Annotated in this window: 26 protein-coding genes; all 26 read right to left on the bottom strand. The window is 54.2% G+C overall.

From position 1 onward, the window contains the following. Positions 1 to 21 precede the first annotated feature (21 nt). The gene (locus ACOT1A_RS01625; protein ID WP_232934622.1) at positions 22 to 1098 is read right to left on the bottom strand and encodes a hypothetical protein; all 1077 of its coding nucleotides are present in this window, start codon (positions 1096 to 1098) and stop codon (positions 22 to 24) included. A 258-nt stretch (positions 1099 to 1356) separates the two neighbouring features. Continuing rightward, a complete protein-coding gene (locus tag ACOT1A_RS01620; RefSeq protein ID WP_232934621.1) occupies positions 1357 to 1671 on the bottom strand; it encodes a hypothetical protein in 315 nt (104 codons plus the stop codon). A gap of 57 nt (positions 1672 to 1728) precedes the next feature. After that, complete coding sequence (locus ACOT1A_RS01615; RefSeq protein WP_232934620.1) at positions 1729 to 2241, bottom strand: hypothetical protein; 513 nt, start codon at positions 2239 to 2241, stop codon at positions 1729 to 1731. Next, positions 2222 to 4762, bottom strand: a complete 2541-nt coding sequence (locus tag ACOT1A_RS01610; RefSeq protein WP_421625500.1) for a type VI secretion system Vgr family protein — start codon at positions 4760 to 4762, stop codon at positions 2222 to 2224. Before ACOT1A_RS01610 ends, ACOT1A_RS01615 begins: the two co-directional genes overlap by 20 nt. 84 nt (positions 4763 to 4846) lie before the next feature. After that, entirely contained in the window at positions 4847 to 5263 is a 417-nt protein-coding gene (locus ACOT1A_RS01605; RefSeq protein WP_227022502.1) for a hypothetical protein, read from the bottom strand. A gap of 52 nt (positions 5264 to 5315) precedes the next feature. After that, on the bottom strand, positions 5316 to 6077 hold the full coding sequence (locus ACOT1A_RS01600; protein WP_232934618.1) for an ankyrin repeat domain-containing protein: 762 nt from the start codon (positions 6075 to 6077) through the stop codon (positions 5316 to 5318). Next, positions 6074 to 7540, bottom strand: a complete 1467-nt coding sequence (locus ACOT1A_RS01595) for a hypothetical protein (protein ID WP_038416227.1) — start codon at positions 7538 to 7540, stop codon at positions 6074 to 6076. Before ACOT1A_RS01595 ends, ACOT1A_RS01600 begins: the two co-directional genes overlap by 4 nt. A gap of 25 nt (positions 7541 to 7565) precedes the next feature. Continuing rightward, the gene (locus tag ACOT1A_RS01590) at positions 7566 to 8999 is read right to left on the bottom strand and encodes a serine/threonine protein kinase (protein WP_023306450.1); all 1434 of its coding nucleotides are present in this window, start codon (positions 8997 to 8999) and stop codon (positions 7566 to 7568) included. A gap of 24 nt (positions 9000 to 9023) precedes the next feature. Then, a complete protein-coding gene (gene tssH / locus ACOT1A_RS01585) occupies positions 9024 to 11639 on the bottom strand; it encodes a type VI secretion system ATPase TssH (protein WP_171936542.1) in 2616 nt (871 codons plus the stop codon). A 38-nt stretch (positions 11640 to 11677) separates the two neighbouring features. Beyond that, positions 11678 to 12721, bottom strand: coding sequence for a type VI secretion system baseplate subunit TssG (gene tssG, locus ACOT1A_RS01580; RefSeq protein WP_023300320.1), 1044 nt, complete (start codon positions 12719 to 12721; stop codon positions 11678 to 11680). Further along, positions 12718 to 14589 (bottom strand): type VI secretion system baseplate subunit TssF, encoded by a 1872-nt coding sequence (gene tssF, locus ACOT1A_RS01575; protein ID WP_023300321.1) that lies wholly within the window; start codon positions 14587 to 14589, stop codon positions 12718 to 12720. Before tssF ends, tssG begins: the two co-directional genes overlap by 4 nt. Positions 14590 to 14591: 2 nt before the next feature. Beyond that, on the bottom strand, positions 14592 to 15155 hold the full coding sequence (tssE, locus tag ACOT1A_RS01570) for a type VI secretion system baseplate subunit TssE (protein WP_276169800.1): 564 nt from the start codon (positions 15153 to 15155) through the stop codon (positions 14592 to 14594). Continuing rightward, entirely contained in the window at positions 15148 to 15960 is an 813-nt protein-coding gene (locus ACOT1A_RS01565; RefSeq protein ID WP_058677558.1) for a type VI secretion system accessory protein TagJ, read from the bottom strand. Before ACOT1A_RS01565 ends, tssE begins: the two co-directional genes overlap by 8 nt. A gap of 9 nt (positions 15961 to 15969) precedes the next feature. Beyond that, the gene (locus tag ACOT1A_RS01560) at positions 15970 to 16956 is read right to left on the bottom strand and encodes a hypothetical protein (RefSeq protein WP_022651409.1); all 987 of its coding nucleotides are present in this window, start codon (positions 16954 to 16956) and stop codon (positions 15970 to 15972) included. Between the two features lie 16 nt (positions 16957 to 16972). Then, on the bottom strand, positions 16973 to 17770 hold the full coding sequence (locus tag ACOT1A_RS01555) for a PP2C family protein-serine/threonine phosphatase (RefSeq protein ID WP_003859969.1): 798 nt from the start codon (positions 17768 to 17770) through the stop codon (positions 16973 to 16975). Beyond that, the gene (gene tagH / locus ACOT1A_RS01550; RefSeq protein WP_032624080.1) at positions 17767 to 19542 is read right to left on the bottom strand and encodes a type VI secretion system-associated FHA domain protein TagH; all 1776 of its coding nucleotides are present in this window, start codon (positions 19540 to 19542) and stop codon (positions 17767 to 17769) included. Before tagH ends, ACOT1A_RS01555 begins: the two co-directional genes overlap by 4 nt. A gap of 110 nt (positions 19543 to 19652) precedes the next feature. Beyond that, positions 19653 to 20051, bottom strand: a complete 399-nt coding sequence (locus ACOT1A_RS01545; protein WP_126292142.1) for a hypothetical protein — start codon at positions 20049 to 20051, stop codon at positions 19653 to 19655. A 90-nt stretch (positions 20052 to 20141) separates the two neighbouring features. Then, a complete protein-coding gene (locus ACOT1A_RS01540; protein ID WP_072202182.1) occupies positions 20142 to 20396 on the bottom strand; it encodes a hypothetical protein in 255 nt (84 codons plus the stop codon). A gap of 561 nt (positions 20397 to 20957) precedes the next feature. Continuing rightward, positions 20958 to 21308 (bottom strand): hypothetical protein, encoded by a 351-nt coding sequence (locus tag ACOT1A_RS01535; RefSeq protein WP_276169801.1) that lies wholly within the window; start codon positions 21306 to 21308, stop codon positions 20958 to 20960. Between the two features lie 104 nt (positions 21309 to 21412). After that, positions 21413 to 21973: a hypothetical protein gene (locus ACOT1A_RS01530; protein WP_276169802.1), complete on the bottom strand. Its 561-nt coding sequence runs from the start codon at positions 21971 to 21973 to the stop codon at positions 21413 to 21415. Positions 21974 to 22574: 601 nt separating this feature from the next. Continuing rightward, the gene (locus tag ACOT1A_RS01525; protein ID WP_014884229.1) at positions 22575 to 23057 is read right to left on the bottom strand and encodes an Hcp family type VI secretion system effector; all 483 of its coding nucleotides are present in this window, start codon (positions 23055 to 23057) and stop codon (positions 22575 to 22577) included. 180 nt (positions 23058 to 23237) lie between these two features. Next, positions 23238 to 23687 carry a T6SS amidase immunity protein Tai4 family protein gene (locus ACOT1A_RS01520; RefSeq protein ID WP_276169803.1) on the bottom strand — a complete coding sequence of 150 codons (450 nt, stop codon included), beginning with the start codon at positions 23685 to 23687 and terminating at the stop codon, positions 23238 to 23240. Further along, positions 23672 to 24166 (bottom strand): T6SS effector amidase Tae4 family protein, encoded by a 495-nt coding sequence (locus tag ACOT1A_RS01515; RefSeq protein WP_022648411.1) that lies wholly within the window; start codon positions 24164 to 24166, stop codon positions 23672 to 23674. Before ACOT1A_RS01515 ends, ACOT1A_RS01520 begins: the two co-directional genes overlap by 16 nt. A 3-nt stretch (positions 24167 to 24169) precedes the next feature. Next, complete coding sequence (locus ACOT1A_RS01510; protein WP_038416233.1) at positions 24170 to 24595, bottom strand: Rap1a/Tai family immunity protein; 426 nt, start codon at positions 24593 to 24595, stop codon at positions 24170 to 24172. A gap of 79 nt (positions 24596 to 24674) precedes the next feature. Further along, entirely contained in the window at positions 24675 to 26174 is a 1500-nt protein-coding gene (tssC, locus tag ACOT1A_RS01505) for a type VI secretion system contractile sheath large subunit (RefSeq protein ID WP_006810956.1), read from the bottom strand. A gap of 3 nt (positions 26175 to 26177) precedes the next feature. Then, on the bottom strand, positions 26178 to 26702 hold the full coding sequence (gene tssB, locus ACOT1A_RS01500) for a type VI secretion system contractile sheath small subunit (RefSeq protein WP_022648413.1): 525 nt from the start codon (positions 26700 to 26702) through the stop codon (positions 26178 to 26180). Positions 26703 to 26724 lie beyond the last annotated feature (22 nt).

The raw sequence follows: 26724 nt of genomic DNA, 5'->3' as shown, positions 1-26724 counted from the left end.
GCCTTTTGGCTGGCTGTATAGTTATTTAAGCCACTGGCCTGACTGTTCGACTAAAACATGACTGCCTTTGCTGACAACCAATTTCACAGGTGCATACGTTACGGTGTAAACGGTCTCGCCATTCTTGTACGTTGAGCCGATTATTTTACCTGCGGAGTCGTGTAATGTTTTACCCTTTAAGGAGATCGTACTGTTATCGCTTTTGCGCACGCCGAGATAAACCATCTGGTCGCATTTGCCCTCGAAACGCCCGCACTTGTTTATCAGAGAGATGGTGAACTTTTCGGTGTCCAGTTTTCTGGTTTCAGCGTGATGAACCGAAGCGGCTTTACGTAACGTATAACGCTGCGGAGCATAATCATTTCCTTTTTGAGGAGGCGTTACCAGACTCCATTCCATTTCACTCCCCTTTATTTCCAGAACAGCTCGTCCGTTTGCGCCGCCAAACGATGAGTTGAACTCTACATTGGCACGATTGCCAGCGATCGTACCGCTAAGATTTCGCTCATCATTTTCCGGACAATCTATGCGGTTGCCTCTCAGGAAGATATAGCAATAAGACCCGGTGATACGGTTGCCAGATTCAGCTAACCTCAGGGTTAACGTCGAGTCGTTGCCAACCCCGCCTGCCCAAACCCCGTCAAACACAGGTCTCAATTGGCTGTTCGTTGCAAACTGCATCGTATTGAACCTGGCAGCCCATTGATGGATATCAGCATTAATACCCGGGCTAGTACCAGAGGATTGGTAATGGATTACGTCCGACTCCGAAACCACCCAGGCCGCAAAGATTTTGCCGTCAGGATTGATAACCAGCACGGATGCATTCTCCTGATAGAGATCTTTTAACCAACCTTCAACAAACAATCCGCCACCTGTGGTGGTATGCGGTTCACCGAAGGCATCAAAGCTATCAATTAAGGTCTGGTAATGATTTCCCAGCAGCGTCCTGAGATTGTCTGTCACTTCCCTGTCGTTAACGATGCGATTGACCGTATCGAGCTTATCGTATTGCGATAATTCAAGTGCCGATGACGTTTCAACGACGCCTGTCAATAAAGCGGTGAACAATACGACTTCCAGATATTTTTTGGTCATAATTTATTCTGAAGTACCATTTTCGTAATACATGGTTATTTGCACAACCTTACTGTCTTTCACCTCAAAAAGAGTAATTTTTTACCCAATTTATAGGAAACCCACTGCTCCCCTGAATCATTTTCGACCTGACCATCGCCGTATGCATTGTTCAATTCTCTGGTTGTTGAACCCACCTGAACTCCACGCAGCGTTGAAATATCTGAGGCAGCCAGCGTAACCTGGGAGACGATATAATCGTCAACGCTTCTTTCTGCTTTATCCCACCAGAGATAAGAACTGTATATTCCACCCAGCCTTTTGATGCTGGTAGAATTTATAGTTTGTTCCATCAAAAGGAATCTCACCGATAAAACAGCCTTCCACCGGAACGTCAATTTTACGGGCAATATCAGGCGTCCATCTGTCGCCCAAGGCGACAGGCTGGTCGTTGATCTGCACGGAAAAATCCTGTTTTGTCAGAATGGATGACATAGTCTGAGCGAAAACTTCATAACTGTTCAGAAATGTTGATATCAGGGCAAAAAAAGACAGGCAGAAAGGCGTATTTTCACGGTTATCGTCATTTACCATGATACATATTACACTTCTCACCACATCAATAAGTGGTGAGTCAAGGAATCAGTTTTTTTAGTCTGCGCTAATAACGACCACGCCCAGGCAGTCAGGGTTTTTAACCGTGAAACTGAAGCTCACTTTTTGACCATTCAAATCCTTTGGCGCTGTATAACTCGTCACTTCGCTCTCCGAGCGGCCTCGTGGATAATCAGTTAACGTCAGCTGCGGATAATGTTTTTTAACCGTGTCGAGAGTGATGCACTGGCCGGACGGTGAAAAATTCAGTAACGGTGCCATACCTTCACTTTCTTTGCTTAAACGTAAATCAATTGCAGTAATGTTCGTTCCATCCGCCAGTTGGATATCGTCGGCATTGTAGAAATTGATATATTCATTCTGTTTCGTTAGCTTGAATGACAACGGAGCGTTATCCAGACTGTTAACGGACAACGTTTTGAGTGATGCGCTCATTTCTGCAATGAACTGCCAAAGATCCTGTTTCTGCATGTTACCTCCTGCCATTCCCGTCGTTAATAAAGCCGCAAGTACCGCACCCGTTTTTATACTATGGATAATTTTTGTCATACCAACCGCCATAATAATCTTCGTAATATTGCCCTGTGGTTGACGTTTGTTCGCCTTTACCAAAGATGCGGCCTATTTGCGTTCGCGCTTCACTTTCCTTAATACCCCCGCGTTCGAGAGAATCGTAGATTCGATTATATTGTGACTGATTTGCCGGATTGCCTGCAATACCTATATCCCCTCCCTTATTGGCCAGGATTTCACGCTGCACCCGGATATTATTCAGTGTTGCAGCGCCTTCATCACTAAGTGCACTGTTCAGGTAGGCATCGCGCGATGAAACATCAATGTTAGGTTCATATAACGCGTGGCCACTTTCATGCGACAGAGACTGAACAACAGCCTTCGGATTACCAAGCTCATTTTTATCAACGGTAATAACTCGCGTTTGACGATTAGCAAACGTTCCCTTGCCTGCTTCACCCTCTTCGAATGCCCAGCCTCGTTTCTTTAAAGTCGCAATGTCATTTTTCATGGTCGGTGATTTGTCTACAAGACCATCCACATCCTTGCCATATCCGCTTGAAGGCACACCTGATGATGGGGGTGTTGCAGTTTTAGAGGTTTCGGCAGGCGCGCTTGCAGCCGCACCTGCCTTACTCTCCTTTCCCGGCGCAAACTTCTCCTGCACCGCCGCATCAATATCCCCTTTATGCCCCGATCCCGGTGCCGTTGTGCCCGGCTTGGTTCCCGAGGTATTCAGATGCAGCTTACCACCCGTGGTGATATACCCATCTCCCTCAACGAAAAAGTTAAACTCTTTGCCAATCAGGTTAATCTTGCCGTTAGCGTTAAGCTCAATAGCACTCTCACCCGAGACCAGCCGCAGCTTGGTCCCGGAAGCAATGACATACTGCTCTACCGCTGCATCCAGCTTGCCTTTTCCCGTCAGGATCTCGGTTCCGCCTTTCACGGCCTGGATCTGGTTCGCTTCAACACGATGCAGCTCATTTTTCTTCACGTAATGGCTGCGTGCGCCCCCGACGCTGTGCGTTTCATCATTTTTAACGCTGGTGTCCATATTACGCTCAGCCTGGATCCACACCTGCTCTGCGCCCGCCTTGTCCTCAAAGCGCAGGGCGTTGGCGTTGTCCACGGAACCGTCTTTCGTGCGGCTCATAAAGCCCATCTGCGTCGCCGCAGCCGGCAGCGCCCACGGCGGCATGCTGGCTTCGTTATACACGCGCCCGGTGATAATCGGTCGGTCCGGGTCACCGTTGATAAAGTCCACCACCACCTCATCGCCCACGCGCGGGATTTGCACCCCGCCGTAGCCCTGGCCCGCCCATGCGCTGGAGACACGCACCCAGCAGGAACTGGTGTCGTCACCCTTCGCCAGACGGTCCCAGTGGAACTTCACCTTCACACGGCCATATTTGTCCGTCCAGATACTCTCCCCCTGCGGCCCCACGACTTTCGCCGTCTGCGGGCCGTAGGTCCGCGGCCACGCCGTGCTCTGCGCCGGACGGTACGACACCGACGCCGGGATTACGGTGAAATCGGTGCGGTGAATGGTTTCACCTTCGCCGCTGGCGTAGCGGTTCTCCTCGAAGTGATACCCCGCCGCCGTCACCAGATACTCGCCGTTATCGCTGAAGAATGGCGCGTTGGTCAGGGTAAAGATGTGGCCCGGCGCAATGCCCGCCGCCGTGGCCGTCGCCTGAATCTGCTGATGCTCCACCTGCCAGCGCTCCTGACGGATACGGGCGTAGAACTCCGCATGGCCTGTCTCCACAAAGCGCCCCGGCCAGTCGTACACGTCGATGCTTCCCGGTTTCGGTGACGCCGGGTTCTGCTGCGCCTGGAAAAGCCACGCGTTCGGCTTGCGGAAGTCGTAATCATCGAGGCTGTAAATCCCCGGCGTCACGCTGTCCTCCAGCGCCCACTGGCTGATGCCCTCTTCATCCGTACTGCCGCCGGACGGCGTCTGATGGTAAGGAATGACCTCATAGCCGCTGAACGGCTGATGCTGCGTCGCGGCGTCGGTCAGTACCAGGGTGTGCTTGTCCGCCTCGTGGCTGAAGTGATACGCAATCCCCTCCAGCTCCATCAGGCGGCTGATGAAGTCCAGGCTCGATTCCTGATACTGCACGCAGTAGTCCCACACCCGGTAGCTGCCGGTGAGTTTGTCTTCGAGGTTAACCTGATGCTCACCCAGCAGGGTTTTCACAATCTGTGGTACCGTCTGGCCCTGGAAAATCCGCAGGTTACGGTCGCGCTTCATCGGCCACAGGTCCGGCTCCACCGTCAGCTGGTAGACCGCATAGCGGGTGCCCGTCAGCTCCACGGCGCTCACCGCCACGCGCGTCACCTTACCGTTGATATAGCGGGGGGTAAGCAGGTTCTGGGTGGGGATGGTCACTGTGACCGGCTGACCCAGCAGCCTGCTGCGGTCAAGGCGCGCATCCGTGCCGAGCAGGGTCAGCGTCAGCGCGTACGACTCCGACATCGCCTCGCGGCCGGAGAGTTTCCAGAAAAGCAGCCCCTCAACCGGGAGCTGAACGGTAATTCGGTTGAGCATAATCTTTATTCCGTAATGGTCTATGCTGAGAGTATTTTTAACGCAAGGTTTTTTTAAACGTGAATGTTCTGGTTGTTGGCCGTCTTACTCTTTAACCGGGGGCCTTTCCCCTTCATATTTATAAATCCACAGGGAATAGATTTTCAGAAACTCTGACAAAAAGAACAAAAAGCCATTTAGCCAGACATTCATCACGCCCGTGAAACTTAACACCAGGGGAAAAAGGGAAACTGAGTAGCGAAATCCAACCAGACGCAGTATTTCCTGGTAGAGCGCCAGTCTTCTCGCGTATAAATTCCGGGCGAAGAAGCACCATGCTGAGGCAATAAAAGAGAGCAACAACAAGAAATCGAGAATAAAGAAAAGAATAACCAGAGCGCTATACCCACCAGCAGACAGCGTGTTCACAACCGTACTGAAGGCGTGTATATCGGAAATAAAAGGGATCCTGTCATGTCGCACGGACTGGGCACAATAGAGCACAATGGCCAGGGCATCCATGCATCCCCAGAAAACGAAAACCTTATCTCTGGCGTTCATGACAGTTGAGCAATCACTTAACCGGCGCGGGTGGCCATTCGCCCCCCTTCTGGATGAGCTTCTCTTTTATTTCGTTTAATTTCTCGTATTGCTCACTGCCTCGGTCAAGTCCATTCAGCGCGTCCGCGAGCGCATTGCTCATCGACCAGCCATTTTTGGCCTTAATTGACGGATCCGCTCCCCGATCGAGCAGCAACAAGACATGATCGTATGACTGGTTATCCAGCGCATCAAACACCAGCGTTTTACCCAGTGAGTTGGTTGAGTTGACGTCAGCACCGCGATCGAGCATGGCTTCCAGCGTCTCTGTATTTTTCGCTTTAAGCGACTGGAAGACGATCGGTTCGTGGAAAACCTTATCTTTCACGTTGGGTGAGAGGCCACCGTCCAACATCGCGTCGATCCAGTCCGCACTGTCTCCCTTTAGGGCAAATTCAGCAGGACTGCTTTTTCCCTGCGGTCGAGGCTGGAGCGGATCTGCGCCATCCTTAACTAGCAACGTAATCACCTTTAAATGGCTCGACGTTTTTTTATCATTAATTGCGTTGCCAAGGGCCCAGAAAAGCAGGGTCATATCCTGCTTTCCTGGTTGATTAAGGTCGCTGTCTGGCGCAAGCGTCTTCACCGCATCGACGTCGCCTTCCTCAATCGCTTTCGCCAGTTCAAGCTGCTGGCCGCTGAAGTAGTCCTGTGGATTAAGGTCCATATCCTGCTTACACCCCTGAATCATGAATAAAAAACATAACGCGACAAAAGCCATCAACCCTTTTTTCACAATCGACTCCCGATTATCGAAATATCCTCATCCTTCTGTTGCTCTATGCAATCAATCGCTTGATTAATTCCGTGGCGGTCCAGCGCGCTTCCGGTTCCACCGGGAAGATCATGGGGTATTCCGGCAGCATTAGGGCTCAGCGCAGAGATTTCCTCTTTGAGGATCCACGAAGGGACATGCCCTTTCATCGTTTTCAGATCTTCCCAGGGGTTAACTTCCTGAATCTTCGTCAGCAGTTCACCTTCAACCCGATACGCCTGGATATTATCCGTACTGCCTAATATCTTACCGCCGTATTTTTCTACGGTTCCGGCATTGAGGCCGGCGGCGTTAAACGTCCACCCCGCTTTCCCGCTGCCCATAGAGGTTGCAGAGGCGAGACCACCGCCAAGGGAATGACCGGCAATATCAATATTCTGCCCTGACCTTGCCAGCTCCTTACCGATACTCACGGCCTTTTTATAATAATCTGAAGCCATACCCATGCCCTGTGAGAAGTTATTCGACCAGTCAGCCCCGTTTACCACCGGCGCCAGCTCCCCTTTGGTCAGTAGAGAGGAGACATTCTCAGACAGAGAGGCGAAACCAGGCTCGCGCGATCCCCTGAATACCAGCGTGGGGTTCATATCTGCACCAAACACTTCCGGCTTCGGTTGATAGACGCGCGCCAGAAAATTGGGGGACGTATCATCGTCAAAGAGCATGGATTTGTTCAGCCCGAATTTTCCTAACAGCGCATCGTCATTACTGATATCTGTCCATCCCTCCGGCACGCCCGGTGTGGTTTCCAGCGGGTTCACGGTCTTATAAATATTTTCCGCAAGCTTCGCTTTTTCCACCGCGATATTATTCGCCGCCAGACGTTTCGCGGCGATCTGGGCATCCGGATAAAGGCTATTGCTCCCCTTCGCAATCAGATCCTTACGCGCCTGCCAGCGTTCTGCTTTGGTCATCTTCTGAAGCTGCCCGGCATAGGTTTTACCGTCCTTGCCGGGAGTAGGTTCATCCGGCACCTGTGCCGTTTTAGATTTCACTACCTGTTTTGGCAGTACCGTTGGCGCAGGGCGAGATCCGTACGTTCTCACCATGGTTTCGTAGCGGTCAACAATCGTACTCACCGGATACCAGCCCAGGCCGACCAGCGAGGCAGCCTGGAGTTGCCCTTTGGCGTTGATATAAAAAATTTCCGTTACTGATGACCAGTCACGAAAACTTTCGTCAATGGCAACCACTCTGCCCATCTCTAAATCCTGCGCGATCAGCGTGCGGGTATTGCGCCCGGACTGATAAGGATTCGCACCAGTGATCGTGCGCAGCAGATCGTAGCGCGTGAAGAGCGAGCGCAGCGAATGGTCGGGAACCGACATAATCCACTGTCCGGCAACGGACGGGCGGATTATTTTCGCAAACAGCGCTGGCGAGACGTTCTCGTGGAACAGATAGACAAACTTGATGTTATACATTCGCTCCGTCCTGTTACCCGCAGGCTTACGGATTCACCAGCCAGGTGCCTGGCTTCGCAATATCCAGCGTCTGGGTACGCGTTCTTCCATTGCCTTCCAGTTCAATGCGGGTCTCGCCTGCAGGCAGTTTCAGCGATGCGTAACCGTTATTCCCCGGACGCAGCGCTTTCGGCTCGCCGTTCACCTTCAGCGTCTCGCCATCAAGCATGCGGATATAGACCAGCGCGACCGGGCTGGCGTCGACAGGCGACGCACTCTGCTGCGCCGTAGCAGGTGGCGCTACCGGCTCGCTCACGTCGGCCGTTGCCGGTCTGGTTTCCGCTGCGGCGGAGGTTTCAGCCGGAGGGCTCACGGCAGGGGTTTGCGCCGTCTGCGCTGGCGTTTCCTGGCTGCCGCCGCCGAACAGCATCGCACCGGCAACCACCCCAACCAGCACGCCCGCGGCCACCAGCCCCGGAAGCTTGTAACGTCGCCAGTCCAGCGCGGAAGCAGATGTCTCCTCTTCCACCGGCACCAGCATCGTGCCGGTCTTCTTCGCGGTCAGCACCTCGTCGATACCGGCGACGGGCATCTCGATCAGCGCCGCAAACTCCTCGATAGATTGCGGACGGTCTTCCATATGCAGCGCCAGCGCCTTGTCGATGGCCTGAAGCAGCGGAATGGAATACCCCTGCGGCATCAGCTCCACCAGTGGTTTGCAGGTGTCCTGAATCGAACGCACCACGCTGACCGGCGGCGGAGAGCCAACGATAAGGGTGCGCAATACGGCGCCGAGCGCGTAGATATCCGTCCACGGCCCCTGCTCGCTTTCATTGTCGTCGGTATACTGCTCGATAGGCGCGAACCCCGGACGCAGCATGGTTTCCGTCTCATCCGAGAGATTACCGATGGTGCGGCGCGCCGATCCGAAATCGAGCAGCACCGGCAGGCCGTTATCCTGAATCTGAATGTTATCCAGCGAGATGTCGCGGTGCAGGTAGCCCTCATCGTGGATCGTTTTGATGGCGCCGAAGAGCATTGGCAGCATGCGGCGGATCCACGCCTCGTTAATCAGCTCCGGTTTCTCTTCGCGCAGACGCGACAGCGTGGTGCCGCTGTAAAACAGCGTCCCCATATAGGCCGTGTCGTTTTGCACCCAGAAGCGCAGCACGTGCAGCAGGTTCGGGTGGTTAAAGCGCGCCAGCAGGCGGGCTTCCTGAATGAAGCTGTTCAGACCGGCAGAAAACGCTTTGCCGAAGCGCTCGCTGCGCAGCACCAGCGTCATATCCTCGCCGCGCACGGCGAGGGAGGAAGGCATAAACTCTTTGATAGCGATAGTGCGTTCGAGCTGGTGATCCCAGGCGCGATAGACGATGCCGAATCCGCCGCCGCCAATCACCTCTTTTATCTCAAACTCATTGAAACGGTACCCGACCGGGAGCGCGTTTGGGACAGTCCGATTGTTATCATTATCCGTCATCTTTTACAGTTCTCTTGATGATTATTACGCGGCAAACTGACAGTGGAACTCGCCCTGCTCGCAGGTGACATGCAGACGTCGGTACTGCTCGTCGCTGCGGCTGGCGGTAAGTAAAATCTGGCTCATCTGAGGCAGCAACGTATTGGTCAGAATCGCATCCACCATACGCCCGCCCGACTCAACCTCGGTACAGCGCTGAACAATCTGTTCGACCACGCTGTCGTCAAATTCAGAAATAATATTGTGATTCTCTTCCAGACGACGCTGAATGCGCCTGAGCTGAAGACGCACAATCTGCCCCAGCATCTCGTCGCTCAGAGGGTAATACGGGACCACCAGCAGGCGGCCCAGCAGCGCAGGCGGAAACACCTCCAGCAGCGGCTGGCGCAGGGCGCCGCTTAACGCGTCAGGATCCGGCATCAGTTCCGGGTCGGCGCACATGGCTGCGATCAGCTCGGTGCCGACGTTAGAGGTCAGAATAATAATGGTGTTACGGAAATCAATGTGACGCCCTTCGCCGTCCTCCATCCAGCCCTTGTCGAAGACCTGGAAGAAGATCTCGTGCACGTCCGGGTGCGCTTTTTCAATTTCGTCCAGCAGCACCACGCTGTAGGGACGGCGGCGCACGGCCTCGGTTAAGACGCCGCCTTCACCATAGCCCACATAGCCCGGAGGCGCACCTTTTAACGTCGAAACGGTGTGCGCTTCCTGGAATTCACTCATGTTGATGGTAATGACGTTCTGCTCGCCGCCGTAAAGCGATTCCGCCAGCGCCAGCGCGGTTTCGGTTTTGCCCACGCCGGACGGCCCGCAGAGCATAAATACGCCGACCGGTTTGTTCGGATCGTCAAGCTTCGCCCGCGAGGTTTTTACCCGACGGGCAATCAGATCCAGACCGTGACGCTGACCAATAACCCGCTGGTTCAGCGTATCAGCCAGGTTCAGCACCGCGTCGATCTCATTTTTCACCATCCGGCCCAGCGGGATCCCGGTCCAGTCCGAAACCACCGCAGCCACCACGTTTTCATCGACCGCGGCAAACAGCAGCGGTTCGTCACCCTGTAAGGTCTTCAGCGCCTGCTGCTGTTCTGCCAGCTGGCCGCGCAGTTCAGCCGTATCCTCATCACTCGCCGCAAACAGTGCGGCACGCAGACGGATAATTTCCTGCACCCGCGTGCGCTCTTCTTCCCAGCGACGAGCCAGGGCCTCGCGTTGGGTTTCGAACGCGTCACGTTCGGCGCTTAATGACGCCACGCGCGCCGGATCGCCCGCCCCCACGCGCGCTTCACGTTCGGCAATCTCCAGCTCCACGTCCAGGGCCGCCAGATGACGCAGGCAGTCTTCCAGCTGGGCAGGCGGCGCGCTCTGGCTGACGGCCACGCGCGCGCAGGCGGTATCCAGCAGCGCCACCGCTTTATCCGGCAGCTGACGCGCAGGAATATAGCGATGCGACAGTTTCACCGCCGCGCTGACCGCTTCGTCGAGGAGTAAAACCTGATGATGAGTTTCCAGCGGCGACACGGTGCTGCGCAGCATCAATACAGCTTTCGCTTCATCCGGCTCGTGAACCTGTACGGTCTGGAAACGGCGGGTCAGCGCCGGATCTTTCTCAATGTATTTTTTGTATTCCGCCCAGGTGGTCGCGCCGATGGTGCGCAGTTGCCCACGCGCCAGGGCAGGCTTGAGCAGGTTAGCGGCATCGCCGGTGCCCTGCTGGCCGCCAGCGCCAATCAGGGTGTGGATCTCATCGATAAACAGAATAATCGGCGTGGCGCTGGACTGCACCTCGTTAATCAGCGCCTGGAGGCGCGCCTCAAATTCCCCTTTCATGCCCGCTCCGGCCTGAAGCATGCCGATATCCAGCAGCCACAGCTGAACGTTTTGCAGCGGCTCAGGCACGTCGCCGTCAGCGATACGCAGCGCCAGCCCTTCCACCACTGCCGTTTTCCCGACGCCAGCTTCCCCGGTCAGCAGGGGGTTGTTCTGGCGACGACGCATCAGAATATCGACCATCTGGCGGATCTCTTCATCGCGCCCCACCACCGGGTCAATTTTCCCTTCCCGGGCGCGCGCCGTCAGATCCTGACCATACTGCGCCAGCGTGCCCTGCGCAGCCGGTACTGCCCCGGCAGGCGCGTCCGCAGCGGCGGCGGCCTGCTGGCTCTCTTTGCTGCTGGCGCAAATAGCGTCGAACTGCTCGATCAGCACCTCGACGTTAAGACGGGTGAACTGCGCCGAAATACTTTTCAGCACGTTAGCCAGATTCCACGTTTTCAGTATGCCGATCAACAAATGGCCGCCGCGGATGCGGCTGACGCCAAACTTCAGCGAGCCGTAGACCCAGGCGCGCTCGACGGCGCTGTCGATATGCTCGGAAAGATCAGAGACGGAACTCGCGCCACGCGGCAGGGCATCCAGCGCCGCCACGATATCGCGCGTCAGCTGCTGTTCATCAAGGGCGAAGTGACGGATGACCTGTTGCAGATCGCCATCCTGCTGCTGCATCAGCTGATGCAGCCAGTGCACCAGCTCAACGTACGGGTTGCCGCGCAGCTTACAGAAGGCAGTCGCGCTTTCCAGAGAGGTAAATAACAGCGTATCCAGTTTGCCGAAAAGCACGGCACGGCTAATTTCTGACATGTTAGTTTCCATTAACAATGATTCGGTATACGGAAGGATTATCGCTCTGCGCGATACACCAGATCGCCACGCGGAACAGGCTGAGGCTGAAGGCCCAGCCAGGTGTTGTACCCTAATCGCCCGGCGCTGCCGAGCGTGGCGCCCTGCACCGCATCGGCGCGCAGGATCACCCGTGTTTCCCATTCAAATTCCACCCCGGCGTACTGTCGCACCCAGTCGCGTAGCTCGGTGACCCACCCTTCGCCCGGCAGAAAACGGTTGTATTCGTCTGCGCTCAACGGGCCAATCTCAAGACGAAATTTATGCTGCACGTCGCGTACCGCAATGCCAAGAAAAGCGGACTCCCCCATGCGCGGCAGGCGACGCCCCTCACCCAGCTGTGCCTGCTCCCGCGTTGAGAGCGGCATCCACTGCGGTACATTGGCCACCAACCTGACCGGAATGTTGAAATAGTTGCGCAGGATCTTCTCCAGCCCTTCCGGGTCCCGCCCGTGGCGGGTCAGGTGCCCGGCGTGAGTAAAGCGGGCATGCGGGCTCAGGCTGCCTTTCGACATCTGGCCGGGCTGACCCATGCCAATCAGCGATGCAAGATACCCTTCGAAGCGCCTGTTGTCGTCGCGATCCAGTGAAACGGCAGGCTGCGCGTCCGCCCAGGCGCGGTAAAACAGCAGCGTCAGGCGGTGGTGAAAGAGGTCGGCAAACGCGCTGAGGCTGTGATCCTGATGATGATGAATACGCTCGCGGGCATACTCGGTCATGTGCACCGGCAGCGGGCCGTTAGGACCAAACAGGCCGAAGCTCAGAATGGAAACCTCATGCAGTCCGTTCTCTTCCCGCTGCCGGACCTCGGCAACCGTTGACGGCGCAAACCCCATTGAAGGCTGCTGACCAATACGCAGCGGCTCAAATTTAGGCAGCGGCGCGCGCCCCAGCGGGTAACGTTCACCGCCCTGGGCATCAATGCGTCTTAACAGCTGGAACAGATCGTAGCGCCACGGCGTCTCGCGCACTCCGCGCCAGAACGCATCGGGCAGCGGCGTCAGGCGATGCACGCGCAGCGTTGCTGGGGCAACTTCACTCATACCAGCGCCCTTTTACCCATGCGCGGCGCCCAGTAGCCAATTTCGCCGCGCTGCTGGCTCTTGAGCGTGAACTCCGTAAAGCTGTTGATGGAGACCAGGCGGGCAAAAAGGCGTTCCAGCACGCTGCCGAAAAGCCACGGGCTGGCACCGGAAAAGGCGCGTTCGTCCACCGTCAGGGTGATGCCGATCCCGCGGGCGAACACCACCGGGCCGGGTTCCGGCACGCGGCGGTGCACCGGCTCCAGCACGCAGTGACGAACGCCATCCACCTGACGGGCAACCGGCGTCTCGGCGAGGTTAGCGTACAGCCCTAACAGCTGACGCAGCGCGGCAGCGCCCTCTTCGTTTTCGCTGTCCATCAGGCTGAGGTAGTTCATTTGCAGCTGGCTGATGAGCCGCCAGGTACTGAACCCTTCCGCCAGCGCCGGACGCGGCGGCGTCGGGCCTTTACGCAGGGTTAACGCCTTCACCGGCATGGAGTCGGCCATAATAAACTGCCCAAGCTCCTGCTGGAGCATCAGCGGCAGGTCGCGGCTGGTACACAGCACCTCGGCGGAAATGTAGCGCAAATTCTCCTGCCACGGCGCGTGCTGCGCATCCACCAGCGAGACGAAGACCTCCGAGCCGATATAGCCCGTACGGGTGCCGTAGCGCAGCGCGTGTTCAGAGAGGACGCGCTGTTCACGGCGCAAGGAAAAATAGGCGCCGTAGTTGCCTGCGTCTCCGCTCCAGGTACTCCAGAACGGACGAAACGTCTGGTCGTCCCGCTGACCATCCGCGCTGGCATAGATTTTTTTCACAGCATAAATTTCATAATCCAGCGGGCGGATGTTATCCACCACCAGATGGTATTCATGCTGGCTTTCGCTCAGCTTTTGCCGGGCCGCCACTTTCGGGAACAGGTTGATCACCGGGGTACAGTGCAGCGCCATGTGGCTGGCATCCACCACGCGCTCCAGCTGATCGTCGCTCTTGTCGAGCAGAATGAAGATATCAAACGCTTTTTCGTCTTCGCAGCGCTGGATCAGCTTGCCCAGCCCGCTCAGGCTGATGAAGCGAAAACGCGCCGGGAACGCAAAGTACTCCTGCAACAGGCGATAGCCGTCGAAGTTACGCAGATCGTCCGGGAGCAGCGCTTGATCCGCATCAAAGCCTTCCTGACGCAGGGCGTCAGACGACAGCAGCTGGCGCTGGGGCTGCTTGCTGACCGTCTGGCAGACAATACCCGCGTGGTGCTCCATCACCAGCTCCAGCAGCTTCAGCGCCTCGATGTCCGGGCCGCTTAAGAAGAACTCCAGGCGGTCAAAATCCAGGTGCCCAAGATGCTGCGGGCCATCGCAGGCAATGCGGATCCGTAAGGCGCTGCTGATCCCCCGCTGGCTCAGGCCGAGCTGGGCCAGCGGCAGATCGGCGGGAACGCCGCCCAGCTCGATCCGCTCAATTTTTAACGGCAGCAGGTTGACCTCGTGCGCCGTGGTATAGCTGCACGTAACGCCGGTTTTTTTCAGCGCCAGGCTGTCCATCATGGTGCCGCGCGGCACAATAAAGCCTTTGCTCAGGTCGCCCCGGCTGCTGTCGGGCTGAATCTCAGCGATCGCCATCGACGGCGTAGGCGCCAGGTAATTTGGCGCAATCATCTCCAGCATACGCTGTGAAAAGCGTGGAAATTCGGCGTCCATTTTCATCTGCACGCGGGAGGTCAGGAAGGCGAAACCTTCCATCAGGCGCTCAATGTACGGATCCGCCACTTCGATGCCGCGCATGCCGAGCCGCCCCGCCACTTTTGGGTAGCGTTCGGCGAACTCCGCGCCCATCTCGCGCAGATAGGCCAGTTCACGGTTGTAATATTCGAGCAGTTTGCTTTCCATAATTACCCCGCATCCTTCAGTTCAAAATGGCCGTTCTCAAGATCGACGTCGGTGCGAAAGAGAAACTCCAGCGGATACGGTACGCACCACAGGCGGCCTTTGATTTCGATAGACAGCACGTTGTGCAGATCTAATGAGGAGGTATCGGACACGCAGCGAACCTGAAGCCCCTGCGGCAGGATCCGCGGTTCAAAGTTAATAATCGCTTCGGTGAGCTTGCGCTGAATGTCGTGCCATTCGATATCGGACATTCTTTTCCCCGCCAGCGGCGCGACGCCAAAGTTAACGACAGAACGGCTCACCTGCGTCAGACCACTCAGATCGCTGGAGACATCGTGGTTAATGGTGTTAAACAACCACTGTAAATCCCGCAGGACGTTACGACGCAGCGCGGCGTGGGTAATCAGATTACTGTTGGCGGACTCGCGTTTTTTTTCCGGATCGTTATCCGTCAGGCGATCCAGCAGTGACGGCTGCATTTTGTCGCGCGCCCCCACTTTCTCCTGCCTGCTGCGGGCCTGCCAGCCGCTGCGCAGCAGATCGCCTTCGCCAGCGGGATTACTCATCCGCGCCATCCGCGGCGAACGTCACCAGGCTCAGGGTGAGCAGCGGGCTTTCGCTTTGCTCGCTCAGCCAGGCTTTCTGCCCCATGCCTTCATACAGGGTGCCGTCATCGTCGAGTGGAAGCCACTCGGTGGTGCGCCCCAGCTTAACGCTGTCTGGCGCTCCGTCAGCAAACGGATAACGCGCCGGGATCTGACACACCTGCTCGGTGCCGTCCGTGAGGCGGACCAGCGCATGACGCCACACCAGATCGGTCACGCTGTCCGGAGCCTGAAAACGGATCGTGTCGATGGCGCAGAACGGCACCCAGAAATAGCGGCCATTGACCAGGGTTTCACACACCGGCCCCAGACGGGCATCGCCGTCCATCAGCCATTCAAAGGTGTGGCTCTCTTCATTCTCCAGCGTGACCTGCCCGCGGCTTGCCGGGGCCTGTTCGAGTGCCGCCAGGCGCAGCGTTTGCGCATGCCCTGCGCTTTCGGTCAGCGCCTGGGCTAACGTGGTCAGCCACGGCCACTGCGCCTCGGGCATTGCCGGTCGTACCTCTCCCGCGAACACGCGCGCCCGCTGCTGTTCACCCTGAATGGCCTGCTCCAGCAGCGTCACGGTTGGTTTTGCCTGCGGCTTCAGCGCCAGCCAGCTTTTCAGCTGGGTCAGGGCGCGCGCCCAGTTGCCGCTGAGGATCAGAAACTGCACAAACGCAGCGCGCAGATCGGCATCCGCCGGACGAGCTTTGATTTCGGCTTCCAGGCGAAGCAGCGCGTCGCTAATCGACTCACCCGCCAGACGTTGATAAAGCGTATTCATAGCCCCTCCTTAATTCGCCGCGCGCCAGGCGCCCACAGCCGGATCGCGTAGCTGCGGACGCAGCGTGTCAATCAGAACAACGTTCAGCTCCGCGCCCGGTGCAACCCATGCGCTCCAGATCTTCTTCACCTCTGCGATACGCGCCTGGAGTCTGGCGTCGTCGCTGGCGATCTCACGGGTGATTTCCACCGCCACCGTGCCGTTGCTCTTCCAGCCGTTCAGGGTGCTGTCGTACGGTAGGATCATCCAGCTCTGGTCGCTGTTCGGGGTGCTGAAGACCATGCGCTCTTTGTTGACGGAGGTGATCAGCGCCTTTTCAGGATCGACCGCGTTGTTCAGTCCCATCACCGGGAAGCCGTGAATGTAGGTGACCGGAATCGCTTTCTGCGTCCCGTTACGATTCTGCGTCACCACGGTGTGGCCGCTGAGCCAGCTGCCGTTGCCGCAGCGAGTGGTGTCGGAATCGGGAATAAACAGCGCTGGCGCGGAGGAACCGCCCTCCCAGAAGGTGCGCAGGTGGCAACCGTCCTGAAGGGTGAACTCCTGCCATGGCGTACGATCTGCCGCCACGGTGTGCGTCTCCGGATTCTGGTCAGGCGGTAGCAGCGCGCCTGAGGTGGTGGTCGTTGCCGCCGCCGTTTCCTGCTGTTTCACCACCAGCGCCCAGTCCTGCGCTTTAGCCGCTGTGCCCCGGGCAAGCGTCGTGCCTTCCGGATCGTTAAGCGTCCAGTTCAGGGTATTCAGTTTGCTGCACTGGTGCTCCAGCAGCGAGCCAAGGCGCGGCACGAAGTTTTCCAGCACAGAAACCTCTTTCTTGCCGTTCGCCACGATACGCAGCGCCACGTCCGCCTTACACCAGCTTTGCGGCGTATTGTCTTTAATGTTGTCGATCCAGATATCCAGCTTCTGCGCAGGAGACTGCACGATGCGGAAGTTTTCAGCCTGTGCGGTGGTCGCCACCGTCAGAAGAGCCAAACCCGATAGCCAAAGTTTCATATCAATCCTTGTGTGTCTAATCAGTTCCGCAGGGAAGAAATTGTGCTGCGTCAGAGAGCGTATGCAGCAAAGTGGTGTCCTGAGGGTTGCCCATCCACACCGCCACGGCGGTATAGTTATCCTGAGCATTGCCCTCCTGTTCAGCATTCTTTTGAATGATTTGGTTCATCAAGGTCAGCCACTCCTGTGGCGTATTGACCATGTGCAGCGACTGTTTCATCTGCTCTTCGCTGACGCCGTGCCAGAAACCGTCGGTGCAGAGTAAAAACGCATCACCGTCTTCAACCTGCACGACATCGCTGTAGCTCGCTTCCGGTCCGCCATTCTCAATACCCAGCGCCAGATACAGGAGGTTGCTGTTGAGATCGTCGGTCTGATGCCCGGCATCTTTCATCTGCTGCACCAGGCTGTGGTCGGTGGTGACGTGCCACAGCCAGCCGCGGCGAAACAGGTACAGGCGGCTGTCTCCAGCGTGCGCCCAGTAAGCCAGACGGTAATCCCTGTCGATAAACAGGCTGACCAGCGTGGTGCCCATCCGGCGATAGTCCTGCACGGCCTGTTGTTCGCTGAGGATGGTGCGGTTCGCCGTTTGGACGTAGTCACGAATATGCTGCGCATTCAGGTGCTTGTCGCCGTCAAAGCGGGAAATAATGCTGTTGCGGGCCAGCTCAGCGGCCACCTCGCCGCCCGGCAGGCCCGCAATGCCGTCACAGACGACAAAGCAGGCTGAACGTTCCCCAATGGTTTCTCCCGTCTGATCCTGGTTGCTGGCGCGCGTCCCCTGGCGGGAGAGAGAAGCCGTTGCGATATTCATTTTTCTTCCGATCCGCTTTGTGAGTCTTTGTACTGATTGACCTCCATGTCATAGGCATGGAGGAAGGCTTCGCCAAACAGGGTATGGAAGTCGTCCTCGATCTCGCCCGCCGTCTCGCCATAGCTGCGAACAAAATAATCCCACAGCGCGGCTTTACGGCTGCCCGGCAGCGCCAGGCGTGACGTCATTCCGTTCTGTTTCGCCTGCTCTTCCAGCTGTTCCGGGTTAAAGGATTGCAGCATGGCGGCGATAATGGCGCGGATACCGGAGATCATCCCCAACTGGTGCGCCTGCAGATCGATCAGCGCATCACGCACCGATTTGGTCGGCGGCATAAAGCCCGGCATCGGCGTGCCGAACATCTGGATCAGGACCGTTTTACCGGTTGGCAGCAGCTTGAACGGGTTGTTGGCATCGTCAAGCACCATGGTCATATCGGCCTTCACCCCGCGCTTGAGAATGGAGCGCGAGGAGAGCAGCGCCACGGTTCCCTGCGAGAACATGCCCAGGATCTGCCCCAGCTGACGCATATTTTCTCGGTCAAACTGCGGCACCGGCTGCATTTCGCTCAGGCCCATGCCCTCCAGCAGCGCCTCCAGCAGTTCGCCCTGAAGCACCTCGCCCCGCTCGCCGGTCTGCGCTGAGGCAGCAGGCGATGCAGCGTTTTTAACCGGGTCGATACGCAGGCGGCCTTTCGGTGCCTGCGCGTTGCTGCGCGCCACGGCCTGCGGCGTTGGCATGGTGAAGCCAGCGTAATCGGGACGCGCGGGCTCTTCTTCCGCGCGCGGCGCGTCCTGTGGTTCAGTCGGTTCCGGATCGAACAGCGGTGAACTGGCCAGCGCATCCTCTTCCTGTGCGGCTTGCGCTTCAGGCTTTGGCTCCGGCTTATCAGCCACGATTTCATCCGGATGGGTTAACGGCGCGCCGCCCATCAGGCCAAGGGGGTCATCGTGACGCGCGGCAGGCGCGCTCGCCGACCCGCCAAACAGGGCTAACGGATCGAGTTCATCCGACGCCTCTTCCTTTGGCTGGGCAGGTTTGCTTTCGTCCGGCTGTACCAGCGTTGAAGGGGTGACATCGTCAAAGATGCTCTCTTTTTTAAACAACGCTTCATCGCTGAACAGCGTGTCTGGGTCAACGTTTTTACGTTCAAGCGACGGATCGGCATCGTTGAACATCGCCAGCGGGTCTTCGGCATTCCGCTCCGGGGCCGCAGGCTGGGAGAACGGGTCGTGGGAGGCCGCGGGCTGTGGCTTTGCCCGATTGCTGGAGATGCTGTCGGAGATGGAGAACTCCTGCATCAGGCTGTCCCAGATTTCCGACGGCACGGCCGTAGGTTCAGCTTTTCCGCGCGGCGCGGCGCTGGCCGGTTTCGGTTGTGCCGCCGGAGCAGGTGTCGCCGCTGGGCGCGCCTGCTGCATGCTGGCCGCCATGCGGCTTACGGGCTGGGTGTCATGAATGAGTTCGCTGACTTCAATGCGATAATCATCAATACCGAGAATATCCCCATCCTGAAGCTCAACCTGACGCCCACGCTCCAGCGGGATATCATTCAGTACCACGCGGGTAACGCTGCCGCGGTTCGTGACGCGGCATTCGCCACTGGCGTCGACGTGAACGATGGCCTGCAAACGCGAGATAGTGCGGTCATTGTCCGGCAGCACCAGATTGTTATCCGTACCGCGCCCAATGGTGCCGCCCGGGGCATAAAAATCACAGCTGCTTTGCGGCGGCTGATGACCGGGTTTCGTAGAAATAATCGTGAATCGCATGGCGTATTCCTGCTGGTATGATTAGCGCTCAAACGCTGCCGCTCTCGGGGGTGAGAACGGCGGGGTTTGGGGGTTAAGCTTACAAAATCAATCATAAAGACAATGAAAAATTATATCTCATTAATACTGGTCAAAATTAAAAGCAGTATAAAAATAGCCATTGTGAATTTAAGTTTTTTGTCATATGAATAAACCCAGGATAGTTCAAAGCCGGACAAAACATCATGACATGTATGAGACTGAAGCCTTCGAGAGTCAGTTAACTTAACGCTCTTACCCCGTAATAACCTTGATAAAATTGTGACGCGTAAACCGAAGCCCCAGAACCCCAACCCTTCCCAAACTTGATAATCTCCTTCTCTTAATAAACCTGCTTGCGTTAATGAATTATATATTCCCGAAATTTCACTTGAGTATTTTCGATAATCAATATAAAAACTAACCATCAGGATTAAGAACAAGGCAAAAAGAAAAAATACAAGAATGGAGAAAGCATTATTAACAATCACATTACTCTCTATTGAATAAAATCAGCATTCAAATGCTGACACTATTGAGTCGATAACAATAGTTGGTAACAAAAGGTTGACAAAAGCTATTTAACGGCTTACTGAAAAAACAATACCTACAACAAGCCACAGCGTAAAAAGCATTGCCTGAATGATATAAAGTCGGTGCAGTTTTAACATCCAGCTAATTCGATCTTCCGGTAAAGACTGAACAAACTGATAGGCTTCACCCTTAACATTCCTGCCCTTGGTGAACTTCATCTTCACGCCTTTGCGAAGACGAATAAACCGGATTATTTTTTGATAATTCACCAGTGAACCAAAAAACGATGCATGATTTGCCATCAGGTCGATATCATAACCTTTTGGCGATATTCAGAGAGAAGTCGCTTATAATCCGACTCGTGTTTTTTAAAAAACCGAGAACTGTAAACACCCATGATTACAATGTTAATAAATAAAAGCACAAGAAGCTATAACGTTATATTTACCATGCATAAAGATGACATGCTTTTAGTGTCCTGTAGCAATCAATAAGAACAATAGAAGCATTAAAAAGACAACAAAAAGTGTCATCCTGTAAAACATTTTTATCCATGAGAAATCGTATATCGATGATACTAATGCCTCTGCCTCCGGGGGAGGATTTTTTTTTCTATTTTGCTTTGTGGCCTTTCCAGCCAAAATCCTTTTCATAAGGAACACTCGATGCGCAAATCCGGGAAGACCAAGTTGTTCATAAAAAAGATAATCGTTTACATCTAAATATTGCTTATCACTCAAAAGATGAAATGATTTTGATAGCTCCCGTGAATATTTACGATAAAAATAAAAATAGAAACACAAAGAAGTAAACAATCCTAAAAAAACTAATAAAAGCAATATTAAACGCAAATCTCCATACATTTATTCGTCCCCAGAAAAAATCAAGTTACTAATCCCTTCACCCAATTCAGCCCCTCCTTTAGTACCCATCCAGGCTCCCGCAGAAGTAGCGCCTAGTCCTACGACAATTCCACACACAAGGGCACCAGTACCCATCGTAGGTATTCCCATTGCACCGCAAAGAGCGCCAGTTCCTAAAGACGCAGCCCAGGCTCCTCCCGCAGCACCAAGCGTACCTCCACCAAACTTACTATATTCAGTAACAGCAACTTTTCCACATTCATCTTCACGATCGACAGTACAGGCTTTATAAACATCATTAGAAGTATTCAAAAAAGAGAAACCTAATGAGATCCAGCCCCTTGCTTTCATAATACTAGCCGCGCGAGAAGAGCGTACAATATAATCTGAATATCCAGGGATGGCGCCGACACCAACCGTACTCCATTCATGGACGATAGAGCGGCTTGATAAGTTCAATGCTTTTTTAGATTTTCGTAGGTTTGAATCTTAAGTGTTAGTTTGCTTACGTTATTTAATAAAGGTTTTAACTGAGTGAATAACGCCCTTCTTTCCATATAAAACTGCTGACCAATTAAAGAACCTTGGGATATAAACTGATTCTGATAAGTCCTTTCAATTTTAATGAGTATATTTTCAATTTGCCTGAAATATTTCTCCCCTAAATCACCAGCATTCCCAGCTAGTTTATCACCTAAGGAAGTCAATGCAGAAATATTGTCATAATTAACGTGGAGGTACTCTGCAACTGATGTGTTTAATGATGCCAGCGCATGGTTAATTTTCTGTTTTGCTCTGGAAAGAATACTCAGTTGCGATGACTGATTCGTGTTGTCTGGGTCAGCCACGATGAGTAACTGCCCTGGTTTCAACCAAGGCGTGTCATTGTTTATTTGCATAAAGTATCTAGCGGCATCGCTATTGACATTATTAAACAATAATCGAGCTTGATAATCTAAAGTTCCAGGATGTTGGACCACACAGTAGCCCGGACCAACGGTTGAACGATGTGTCATATTTAAACCCTTTAATCAACACACTTAGTTGTCCAGAGTTTGCAGTGGTGAATTGTTTAATTATTTCATAATTAAATAAACATTCAAACGCCGATGCACTCATGAAATACCGAGGTTTGAAAATTATATCATTCACTTGCCGTAAAAAAGTAACTCGCTACTTATACCTTTCTTTAATATAAACCGTGGAGCATATTGAATAGCAGTTTTTTCATTGACAGTCTTCAATACAACATCATACTCACCCTCGCGCCAGTCAACCTCATTCAGACAAATACACTCCTCTGTATTCAAGATACGCATTGCTGGAAGTTGGTCAGGAGAATTAATAGTTTTTCCATTGATTACCAACGTGTTTCATTACAGATGGTGCGCAAACTGATACAGGCCCATTAAAATTTGAATCCTGCCGGATATCAAAACAAAGGATATTGTTTTTTTAACTTAATAGAAAGTTTCTTATACTGTGCAGGTGGTGAAATGCAAGCCCTACAGGTTGATGCGATTGATATTAGGCTTAACTCTCTAATAATGATTCACCTGCAACATATTTGGAATCAATCATCATGACCGGGGAGATTCCCCGGTCATGGATGAACAATTACGCTTCTTTGTTTTCTTTGATGTTCCAGCCAGCGCTGCTTTCAGCACCTTTACCACCGGCAGTGGTCTGCTCCCAGTACTGCTGTTTCACTTTCGCAGCCTGGAATGCATAGGTCACGCCAACGGTATCGCCGTTGTCTGCACCGGTGTACTGAACAGAAGTCACGAGAACGTCTTCCAGGGTGATGCGGGTGTATTCAACCTGCTGACCACCCGCTTTGCAGACGGACAGTTCAACTTTGGTCAGGTGTTTACCGCTTGCGCAGTGTTTCAGGATTGCTGTAGTGGATTTGTCGATCAGAGCGTTAACGTGCAGATCGTTAAAGTTAACTTTACCGGCACCGCCGCCGCCACCAACGCTCATATTACCCGGCTGGGACGCGCCCCAGGAGAAGGAGGTAATATCAGTCCAGCCGGTGTGGTTAGAATCTTTAGATTCGCCCGTAACACCCTCGACCTTCAGAAACATATCAATAGCCATAATATCTACTCTTCGTGGATGAACAATATTGCTTTCGAAAAAGCCCTTATATGGCAAACAGGAAAGCATGGGGCTGAATAAAACCGTCCATATTTTACCTCTGCCTCATATCAAACGACCCGTGTCATTTGACAGTCTTACATTCCCCCTGAATGAACGGAAAGAATGTGAAGTCTTTTACTACGGCGGATTATCCTGAATCCAGGTACGATCAGGATCGCCAATGATGAGCTGCGGAACCAGTTTATTCAGTTCGTCGCTATGATAAAGACGTAGACAATTTAAGGTTACGCCTTTTACATCAGGTTTGCGCTCCGAGTGGAAACCATTAATTTGGTTTTTATACTTCCCAATAATGGCGTTAACTTTGTCAGTACCGTTTTCAGCATCAAACGGTATCCATTCAATAAATGCACTCGCACTGCGGGCCGCATCAGCAGAAAATTGACTGCCTTTATCTGCTACCTGCGCAAGGCAGCGCGCCAGGACAAAATCTTTAACCACCTGCCGGTATGTTTGCTGCTGATAAAAATCAACGTAAGGGTTGTCACCGCGAGCAGAAAAAGATAAGCAAGTGAGCAAAAGAAATACGGTCTTTAGAAACCTGAATATAATTATTTTAATTCCCAAAACCAGATTTCCTGACAGTACGGAAAGCAATCGGAGTTACATATAAACGAATTATTACTCAGAGGCTCGATAAGGTCGATATGACCACCGCCATACCCATCAATTTTATTGAAGAAAACAACACCTTTTCGGCCCAACATTGAGCGTGCACCAGCCTCGCGGTCTTTAAAGATTTCTGCCTTGCCAAACACATGGGATTTATAAAGCTGATCGGCAAGTAATTTTGCGCCAGGCTCGATTGTTTTTCCCTTATAGGGACCGGTCTTTATGGGTAAACGCCCTGTAAATTCAACATTGCATTTTAACAATGCCAGGCTCATTCTTACCGCACAGGTATTTTCGTATGCCGGTTGTTGCTTGATAATCGTCGAATAATCGTAGCCAATTTCTGAAAAAACCTGTTCACCCGAGGCAAAACCCGCGCGTGTGTGATTTGAAGAGTAATGCTGACGTTTAAGTTGTTCGTATAATGGTCTCATTTGTCACTCTCCTTTTTTGCACGGGCGTAATTCTTTCATGCCGTCAATGATGATTTTTGAAGCGCGCTCCTCGCCTTGCTGTTTCGATAAGTTCGCAAAACGAGAATAGAGAAACTCATGTATTGTATTTGGCAAAAAAGGCCTGCCCTTGCACCATGCAGTGCCCTCAGACGCGTCGACTACGCCGAGAAGATACATATTTGCCTTAATGCGTTCACGTTCATTCGTTTTCGACAGCCAGGCTTTAGCAAAACGCTCTGCACTCAGATTTAAATCGTACCCTGTTAACAGCGTCGGATCGCGTTGGAAGTTTGATGTGTCATCCTGAGGCAATGCTTCCGCTTGAGGGTATTTGTAATTTCCTGCCTCCGCGCTTGCGAGAGTAGAAACTGCCAGCAAACTGGTCGCGATCAAAAGTATATGTTTCACCGTCTATCCTTATTCACTGACAGAAACAAGCTAAGCTCTTCCGCTCAAATTGCCGGCCCCTTCGGGCCGGCAATCATCATTACGCGTCCTTCGTCTTCAGCGACGGCAGTTTAGATACCAGACGCAAGGAAACGGTCAGGCCTTCCAGCTGGTAGTGTGGACGCAGGAAGAACTTCGCGGCGTAGTAGCCCGGGTTGTCTTCAATTTCCTGCACCTGCACTTCCGCAGCCGCCAGCGGTTTGCGAGACTTGGTTTCCTGGGAGGAGTTAGCCGGGTCGCCGTCCACGTAGTTCATCACCCAGTCGTTCAGCCAGCGTTCCATCTCTTCGCGCTCGCGGAAGGAGCCGATTTTGTCGCGCACGATGCACTTCAGGTAGTGAGCAAAACGACAGCAGGCAAACAGGTAAGGCAGACGGGAGGCCAGGCGCGCGTTAGCGGTGGCATCCGGGTCGTGATACTCGGCCGGTTTTTGCAGGGACTGCGCGCCGATGAAGGCGGCGAAGTCGGAGTTTTTACGGTGAACCAGCGGCATAAAGCCGTTTTTCGCCAGCTCGGCTTCACGACGATCGCTGATGGCGATCTCGGTCGGGCATTTCATGTCCACGCCGCCGTCATCGCTCGGGAAGGTGTGGCACGGCAGGTTTTCCACCGCCCCGCCGGACTCCACGCCGCGAATCGAGGTGCACCAGCCGTACTCTTTGAAGGAACGGTTAATGTTGGCGGCCATCGCGTAAGCCGCGTTCGCCCAGGAGTAACTGTTGTGGTTCGCGCCGTCGGTCTGCTCTTCAAAGTCAAAGCTGTCGACCGGATTGGTGCGAATGCCGTACGGCAGACGCGACAGGAAGCGCGGCATGACCAGGCCCAGATAACGGGCATCTTCCGATTCACGCAGTGAACGCCAGGCGGCGTATTCGGTGTTCTGAAAGATTTTTGTCAGGTCGCGCGGGTTAGCCAGCTCCTGCCAGGACTCCATCTGCATAACGCCCGGCGCGGTGCCGGTAATGAACGGACAGTGGGCCGCAGAGCCGATGCGCGCCATCTCGCCCAGCAGCTCAACGTCCTGCGGGCTGTGGTCGAAGTAGTAGTCGCCTACGATGCAGCCAAACGGCTCGCCACCGAACTGGCCGTACTCCTGCTCGTAGATTTTTTTGAAGATCGGGCTCTGGTCCCAGCCCACGCCCTTGTAGCGCTTCAGGGTGCGGCCCAGCTCCTGCTTGGAGATGCTCATAAAGCGGATCTTCAGCATCTCGTCGGTTTCGGTGTTGTTCACCAGATAGCTCAGCCCGCGCCAGGCGCTCTCCAGCTTCTGGAACTCCTCGTGGTGAATGATCTGGTTCACCTGCTGTGAAAGCTGCTCGTCAATACCGGCAATCAGGTTCTGAATGGTGCGGTAGGTATCGTTTGAGAAGGTCACGGTGTTTTCCAGCGCCTGCTGCGCCAGGGTTTTTACCGCGCTTTCTACGGCAGAGCGCGCCTGATCGGTTTTCGGGCGGAACTCTTTATTCAGCAGCGCGCTGAACTCGTCCTGGCTGAAGGCCTGGCCCGCCTGCTGATCGTGTTGTTGAGTCTGGTTGCTCATCGATTATTCCTCGCTACCTTTCGCACTTTCGTCATTTTTTGGCATCTGGCTCAGGGATTTGAGCAGCGTCGGATCCTGAAGGATTTTTGCAATCAGCTCTTCCGCGCCGTTTTTGCCGTCCATGTAGGTCAGCAGGTTAGAGAGCTGGGTGCGCGCTTCCAGCAGCTTGTTCAGCGGCTCAACCTTGCGGGCCACCGCGTCCGGCAGGAAGTCGTCCATGCTGTCAAAGGTCAGATCGACGTTGAGCTTACCTTCGCCGGTCAGGGTGTTATCCACCTGGAACGCCACGCGCGGCTTCAGCGCCTTCATGCGTTCGTCGAAGTTGTCGATGTCGATTTCAAGGAACTTACGCTCGTCGACGGCTGGCAGGTTTTCCACCGGCTTGCCAACCAGATCGGCCATAACGCCCATCACAAACGGCAGCTGAATTTTGCGTTCTGCGCCGTAGATCTCTACGTCATATTCGATCTGCACGCGGGGAGCACGGTTGCGTGCGATGAATTTCTGTCCACTGTTACTCATTGCCATGATGTTCTCCATCAAAGATGCG

This window comes from Enterobacter cloacae complex sp. SYL003 (assembly GCF_049236925.1).
Lineage (GTDB): Bacteria > Pseudomonadota > Gammaproteobacteria > Enterobacterales > Enterobacteriaceae > Enterobacter > Enterobacter intestinihominis.
This window is presented reverse-complemented; position numbering and strand designations above follow the sequence as displayed.

Bases quoted from the DNA above. Each gene is read 5' to 3' on its own strand.
- ACOT1A_RS01625 (WP_232934622.1), bottom strand. From the start codon at position 1,098: ATGACCAAAAAATATCTGGAAGTCGTATTGTTCACCGCTTTATTGACA.
- tagH (WP_032624080.1), bottom strand. From the start codon at position 19,542: ATGCGATTCACGATTATTTCTACGAAACCCGGTCATCAGCCGCCGCAA.
- ACOT1A_RS01595 (WP_038416227.1), bottom strand. From the start codon at position 7,540: ATGTATAACATCAAGTTTGTCTATCTGTTCCACGAGAACGTCTCGCCA.
- ACOT1A_RS01615 (WP_232934620.1), bottom strand. From the start codon at position 2,241: ATGACAAAAATTATCCATAGTATAAAAACGGGTGCGGTACTTGCGGCT.
- ACOT1A_RS01555 (WP_003859969.1), bottom strand. From the start codon at position 17,770: ATGAATATCGCAACGGCTTCTCTCTCCCGCCAGGGGACGCGCGCCAGC.
- ACOT1A_RS01515 (WP_022648411.1), bottom strand. From the start codon at position 24,166: ATGAGACCATTATACGAACAACTTAAACGTCAGCATTACTCTTCAAAT.
- ACOT1A_RS01540 (WP_072202182.1), bottom strand. From the start codon at position 20,396: ATGGCAAATCATGCATCGTTTTTTGGTTCACTGGTGAATTATCAAAAA.
- ACOT1A_RS01620 (WP_232934621.1), bottom strand. From the start codon at position 1,671: ATGGTAAATGACGATAACCGTGAAAATACGCCTTTCTGCCTGTCTTTT.
- ACOT1A_RS01535 (WP_276169801.1), bottom strand. From the start codon at position 21,308: ATGAAAGCAAGGGGCTGGATCTCATTAGGTTTCTCTTTTTTGAATACT.
- tssF (WP_023300321.1), bottom strand. From the start codon at position 14,589: ATGGAAAGCAAACTGCTCGAATATTACAACCGTGAACTGGCCTATCTG.
- ACOT1A_RS01530 (WP_276169802.1), bottom strand. From the start codon at position 21,973: ATGACACATCGTTCAACCGTTGGTCCGGGCTACTGTGTGGTCCAACAT.
- tssE (WP_276169800.1), bottom strand. From the start codon at position 15,155: ATGAGTAATCCCGCTGGCGAAGGCGATCTGCTGCGCAGCGGCTGGCAG.
- ACOT1A_RS01590 (WP_023306450.1), bottom strand. From the start codon at position 8,999: ATGACGGATAATGATAACAATCGGACTGTCCCAAACGCGCTCCCGGTC.
- ACOT1A_RS01565 (WP_058677558.1), bottom strand. From the start codon at position 15,960: ATGAATACGCTTTATCAACGTCTGGCGGGTGAGTCGATTAGCGACGCG.
- ACOT1A_RS01525 (WP_014884229.1), bottom strand. From the start codon at position 23,057: ATGGCTATTGATATGTTTCTGAAGGTCGAGGGTGTTACGGGCGAATCT.
- tssH (WP_171936542.1), bottom strand. From the start codon at position 11,639: ATGTCAGAAATTAGCCGTGCCGTGCTTTTCGGCAAACTGGATACGCTG.
- ACOT1A_RS01610 (WP_421625500.1), bottom strand. From the start codon at position 4,762: ATGCTCAACCGAATTACCGTTCAGCTCCCGGTTGAGGGGCTGCTTTTC.
- tssB (WP_022648413.1), bottom strand. From the start codon at position 26,702: ATGGCAATGAGTAACAGTGGACAGAAATTCATCGCACGCAACCGTGCT.
- ACOT1A_RS01560 (WP_022651409.1), bottom strand. From the start codon at position 16,956: ATGAAACTTTGGCTATCGGGTTTGGCTCTTCTGACGGTGGCGACCACC.
- ACOT1A_RS01605 (WP_227022502.1), bottom strand. From the start codon at position 5,263: ATGGATGCCCTGGCCATTGTGCTCTATTGTGCCCAGTCCGTGCGACAT.
- tssG (WP_023300320.1), bottom strand. From the start codon at position 12,721: ATGAGTGAAGTTGCCCCAGCAACGCTGCGCGTGCATCGCCTGACGCCG.
- tssC (WP_006810956.1), bottom strand. From the start codon at position 26,174: ATGAGCAACCAGACTCAACAACACGATCAGCAGGCGGGCCAGGCCTTC.